Origin of the sequence: Mesorhizobium sp. M7A.F.Ca.US.006.04.2.1, from assembly GCF_004022915.1 — a bacterium.
GTDB classification, from domain to species: Bacteria; Pseudomonadota; Alphaproteobacteria; order Rhizobiales; family Rhizobiaceae; genus Mesorhizobium; species Mesorhizobium ciceri.
In genome coordinates, this window is the sequence record NZ_RZQA01000550.1 from 1 (window position 1) to 4,367 (window position 4,367).

General features: G+C 62.7%; 6 protein-coding genes. 1 reads left to right on the top strand and 5 read right to left on the bottom strand.

From position 1 onward, the window contains the following. Positions 1–213: 213 nt before the first annotated feature. Positions 214–636, top strand: coding sequence for a nucleoside-diphosphate kinase (gene ndk, locus EN925_RS24900; RefSeq protein ID WP_013532476.1), 423 nt, complete (start codon positions 214–216; stop codon positions 634–636). Positions 637–704: 68 nt separating this feature from the next. On the opposite strand, the gene EN925_RS24905 is transcribed toward ndk, so the two are convergent. The 5 genes from EN925_RS24905 to EN925_RS24925 all read right to left on the bottom strand — a co-directional run. Then, the gene (locus tag EN925_RS24905) at positions 705–1,469 is read right to left on the bottom strand and encodes a YbaY family lipoprotein (RefSeq protein WP_013532477.1); all 765 of its coding nucleotides are present in this window, start codon (positions 1,467–1,469) and stop codon (positions 705–707) included. A gap of 125 nt (positions 1,470–1,594) precedes the next feature. Then, a complete protein-coding gene (locus EN925_RS24910; protein ID WP_063171808.1) occupies positions 1,595–2,071 on the bottom strand; it encodes a molybdenum cofactor biosynthesis protein MoaE in 477 nt (158 codons plus the stop codon). Between the two features lies 1 nt (position 2,072). Continuing rightward, the gene (gene moaD, locus EN925_RS24915; protein WP_013532479.1) at positions 2,073–2,330 is read right to left on the bottom strand and encodes a molybdopterin converting factor subunit 1; all 258 of its coding nucleotides are present in this window, start codon (positions 2,328–2,330) and stop codon (positions 2,073–2,075) included. 1 nt (position 2,331) lies between these two features. After that, positions 2,332–2,928 carry a CDP-diacylglycerol--glycerol-3-phosphate 3-phosphatidyltransferase gene (gene pgsA, locus EN925_RS24920; protein WP_013532480.1) on the bottom strand — a complete coding sequence of 199 codons (597 nt, stop codon included), beginning with the start codon at positions 2,926–2,928 and terminating at the stop codon, positions 2,332–2,334. A gap of 97 nt (positions 2,929–3,025) precedes the next feature. Continuing rightward, positions 3,026–4,367 (bottom strand): excinuclease ABC subunit UvrC (locus EN925_RS24925; protein WP_128337005.1); only part of this gene is annotated, 1,342 nt, incomplete at its 5' end.

Below are 4,367 nucleotides of genomic sequence, written 5' to 3' on the forward strand. Positions count from 1 at the left end.
GATCTGGTGCGCACGGTTGCGAATGCGTTCCTGACGATCGTCTGTCATGGTCATGTTGTCTCCATACGGCCCGACCTCAGCGCGGCGCCGGCACGCGACTATAGCAAGCAAAGCGTTGCTGTGCAGCCGTCTGATCGGGGGCCCTTGGCAATGGGCCGGGCGGCTTGTATAGAGCCCGCCACTCTCAATTCCATTCTCAGACAAGGACGACCCATGGCGCTCGAACGCACATTTTCCATGATCAAGCCGGACGCAACCCGGCGCAATCTCACCGGCGCCATCACCAGGATGCTGGAAGAGGCAGGCCTGCGCGTCATCGCCTCGCGCCGGGTCTGGATGAGCCGCCGCGAAGCGGAAGGCTTCTATGCCGTCCACAAGGACCGTCCTTTCTTCGGCGAATTGGTTGAATTCATGTCGTCGGCACCGACCGTCGTCCAGGTGCTGGAAGGCGAGAACGCCATTGCCAGGAACCGCGAAGTGATGGGCGCCACGAACCCGGCCAACGCCGCCGAAGGCACCATCCGCAAGGTTCATGCGCTGTCGATCGGCGAAAACTCCGTGCACGGCTCCGACGCACCGGAGACCGCGGCAGAAGAGATCAAGTACTGGTTCTCGGACACCGAGATCGTCGGCTGAGCCGACGATCCAGACCTTGGATTCCGTAAAAAGAAGGCCGGCGTTTCGCCGGCCTTTTTCGTTGGGGGTCAGCTCGCCGCGCTAAAGCGCAGGATCTCGCGGCCATCCTTGCCTGATATGATGAGCTTGCCGGCCTCGACACGGTATGACGCCGCCTTGGCCAGCGCATCGAACAGCGCCTTTTCCTCGGCCATCACCTCTGGCGCACAGGCCTTGTAGGTCGAACCGATGTCTCCGATCACGATCGTTTGCCCATTGACCTTGGCGGTGGCGAAATAGGTGTTGCAGGGGCCGCTGCCGCCCGCCTTGCCGGCCTCGCTGACCCTGAATGTCGCTTGCGGGGCAGCGATGACGCCGATGCCGTCGACATAGTCGACCAGCCAGAGCTGGTCGAAGACCGAAACCGTCGGCTCGGCGTTCGGGGCGACCATCTTCAGCATGATGGTCTGCGGCACGTCGGTCAGCGGATCGACCTGATGGCGCATATCGGAGATGAACAGGAGCTTGTCGTCGACGGTGATGCGGGCTTGCAACGCGTAAGTCATCTGCGACCGGATGACGGAAGGGTCGAATTTGATCTCGAAGCTGATCGGCACCTGGCCGGTCGGCTTTACTTTCTGCTCGCCGATAATGGTGGCCGGCGCATCGGCCAGCGACACATCGGCAAGTTGCACGGAGAGCACGGCACTGGGCGGCAAGGCAATGCGCTCGCGATAGATCACTTCGCCTCTCACTGCCTTTTCGGCGGCAACAGACTGCTCAGGAACGGCCAATATGCCGACGACCAGAGGCACGAAACCGAAGATGAAGAACTCCGCGATCCTGTCCAGCATGACTATCTCCCTCACCCCGGGCTGCCAATGCCCTGGGCTGCCAATGCCCCGGGCTGCCAATGCCCAGGCTGACCAATTCCGCCAATTGGCCAAAGGATTGCGGTCAATGCATGGCTGCGGCGATCTTATTCGGACGCTTTCCAGCGTTGCGCGGCCGTTGCATCGGCTTCCTTGGCCTCGACCCAGCCACCCTCCGAACCGTCAGCCCGATGCTCCTTCTTCCAGAAGGGCGCGCGCGATTTGAGATAGTCCATGAGAAAATTCGCCGCCTCGAACGCCGCATGGCGGTGCGCGGAGGCTGCCACCACCAGCACGATGTTCTCGCCGGGCGCGATCTTCCCGTGGCGGTGGATGGCGGTGAGCCCCTGCAACGGCCAACGCTCGACCGCTTCAGCAGCGATGCGGGCGATTTCTGCTTCGGCCATACCGGGATAGTGTTCGAGCTCGAGCGCTGAGAGCGCGCCCTGCTCGTCGCGGCAAAGGCCTGAGAAGCTCACCACGGCGCCGATATCGGCGCGGCCTAGCGTCAGTCTGGCGATCTCGGCCGCGACGTCAAAATCTTGGCGCTGAATGCGCACGACAGGTAAGACCGCGCCGGTCATGTCAGCCCCCGGTCATCGGCGGGAACAGCGCGATTTCGCGGGCGCCCGCGATCTTCTCGCGGTGCTCGACATGCTCCTGGTTGATGGCGACGCGGATCACGTCGGGATATTGCAGCGCGTGCTCGTAGCCCTCGCCGCGCGATTTCAGCCAGCGCAGGAGATCGGCGACCGTCTCGATGCCAGCCGGCAAGTCGACGTCTTCCTCGGGCATGCCGATGCGCTCGCGCACCCAGGCAAAATAGATGAGCCGGGTCGTCATCTCACTCGTCCATGATGTGCTTGAGGCCGGCGCGGAAATAGTCGTAGCCGGTGTAGAGCGTGACCAACGCCGCGATCCACAGCAGCACCAGCCCGGTCTGGGTGGTCAGCGGAAAGATCTTGTCGCCGGCTGGTCCGGCCAAGAGGAACGCTATGGCGACCATCTGGATGGCGGTCTTCCATTTTGCCAGCTGCGTCACCGGCACCGAGACTTTCAGCGCCGCCAGATATTCGCGCAGGCCCGAGACGAGGATTTCGCGGCACAGGATGATGATCGCCGCCCACAACGACCAGCCGGCAATGCCCGCATGGCGATCGGTGTCCGCAGCCAGCAGCAGCAGGCAGGTGGCGACCAGCAGCTTGTCAGCGATCGGGTCGAGCATCTTGCCGATGTTGGAGGTTTGTTGCCAGGCGCGCGCCAGATAGCCATCCAGATAATCGGTGATCGAGGCGAGCAGGAAGATGATCAGCGCCGACCAGCGGGCAAAGTCGCTCGACTTCAGATGTCCTTCGAGAAAAAAGCACAGCACCACCATCGGCACCGCGACGATGCGGGCGTAGGTGAGCATGTTGGGCAGGTTGAACGCGCGCTTGGCCATATCCGGGAAACTCTTTCTGCCTGCCTACTCAAATCAGAAGCGAATGTGGGGGGTCAACAGGCCAGATTCGACAGGCCAGATGAAAGTGCCAGATTTTTCAACTCTCGTGGAAGTGATTGTAGACCAGTTTCGCCACCTGCTCGGAAATCCCGTCGACTTTCCGCAGATCCTCGATGGCCGCGCGGCTGACCGCCTTGGCGGTGCCGAATGCCAGCAGCAATGCCCGCTTGCGGCCGGGACCGATGCCGCTGATCTCATCCAGTGGGCTCTTGACCATTTCCTTCTTGCGGCGAGCCCGATGCGAGCCGATCGCGAAACGGTGAACCTCATCGCGCAGCCGCTGGACGAAATAGAGCACGGGGTCGCGGACCGGTAGCGAAAACGAGTCCCTGCCTTTGACGAAGAACCGCTCGCGGCCGGCATCGCGGTCCTGGCCCTTGGCGATGCCGATGGCAACCACGCGATCCTCGATGCCGAGATCGGCGAGGATCTTGCGCACCGCGGTCATCTGGCCCTGGCCACCGTCGATCAGGATGACATCGGGCCAGGCCGGGAAGCTGCCGGAGATATCGTCCTCCATATCGTCTGCCGAACCGCCGGCTGCATCCCCAGCCGGGACATCGCCATGCTCCTTGAGCAACCGCGAAAACCGCCGTTCCATCACCTCGCGCATCATGCCGAAATCGTCGCCAGGCGTGATCTCGGTCGAGCGGATGTTGAATTTCCGGTACTGGTTCTTCACGAACCCCTCCGGTCCGGCAACGACCATGGCGCCGACGGCATTGGTGCCCATGATGTGCGAATTGTCGTAGACCTCGATGCGCACTGGCGGCTTCGGCAGGCCGAATGTCTCGGCGAAACCGGCAAGCAGGCGTCCCTGGGTGGAGGTTTCAGCCAGCCGGCGTCCGAGCGCTTCGCGGGCATTCTGCAAAGCGTTGTCGGTCAGGTCCTTCTTCTCGCCGCGCTGCGGCACGGAGATCGCGACCTTGCGGCCGGCGCGGGTGGAGAGCGCCTCGGCCAGCAATTCCTGATCCTCGACGCCATGCGACAGAAGAATGTTCCGCGGCGTCGGCTTGTCGTCATAGAACTGCGCCAGGAACGAGCCCAGCACCTCGGCTGCTTCCAACGCCGGATCGGCCTTGGGGAAATAGGCGCGGTTGCCCCAGTTCTGGCCGGTGCGGAAGAAGAACACCTGGATGCAGACCTGGCCGCCTTCCTGATGGATGGCGAAGACATCGGCTTCGTCGACGGTCGCCGGATTGATGCCCTGGTGGCTCTGCACATGCGACAGGGCCGCTAACCGGTCGCGATAGATCGCGGCGCGCTCGAAATCGAGAGCTTCCGACGCCTGCTGCATGGCGGCCGAGATTTCCGTCTTCACCTTCTGGCTGCGGCCGGACAAGAAGTCCTTCGCCTCATTGACCAGCTCGGCATAGTCC

Bases quoted from the DNA above. Each gene is read 5' to 3' on its own strand.
- ndk (WP_013532476.1), top strand. From the start codon at position 214: ATGGCGCTCGAACGCACATTTTCCATGATCAAGCCGGACGCAACCCGG.
- pgsA (WP_013532480.1), bottom strand. From the start codon at position 2,928: ATGGCCAAGCGCGCGTTCAACCTGCCCAACATGCTCACCTACGCCCGC.
- moaD (WP_013532479.1), bottom strand. From the start codon at position 2,330: ATGACGACCCGGCTCATCTATTTTGCCTGGGTGCGCGAGCGCATCGGC.
- EN925_RS24905 (WP_013532477.1), bottom strand. From the start codon at position 1,469: ATGCTGGACAGGATCGCGGAGTTCTTCATCTTCGGTTTCGTGCCTCTG.
- EN925_RS24910 (WP_063171808.1), bottom strand. From the start codon at position 2,071: ATGACCGGCGCGGTCTTACCTGTCGTGCGCATTCAGCGCCAAGATTTT.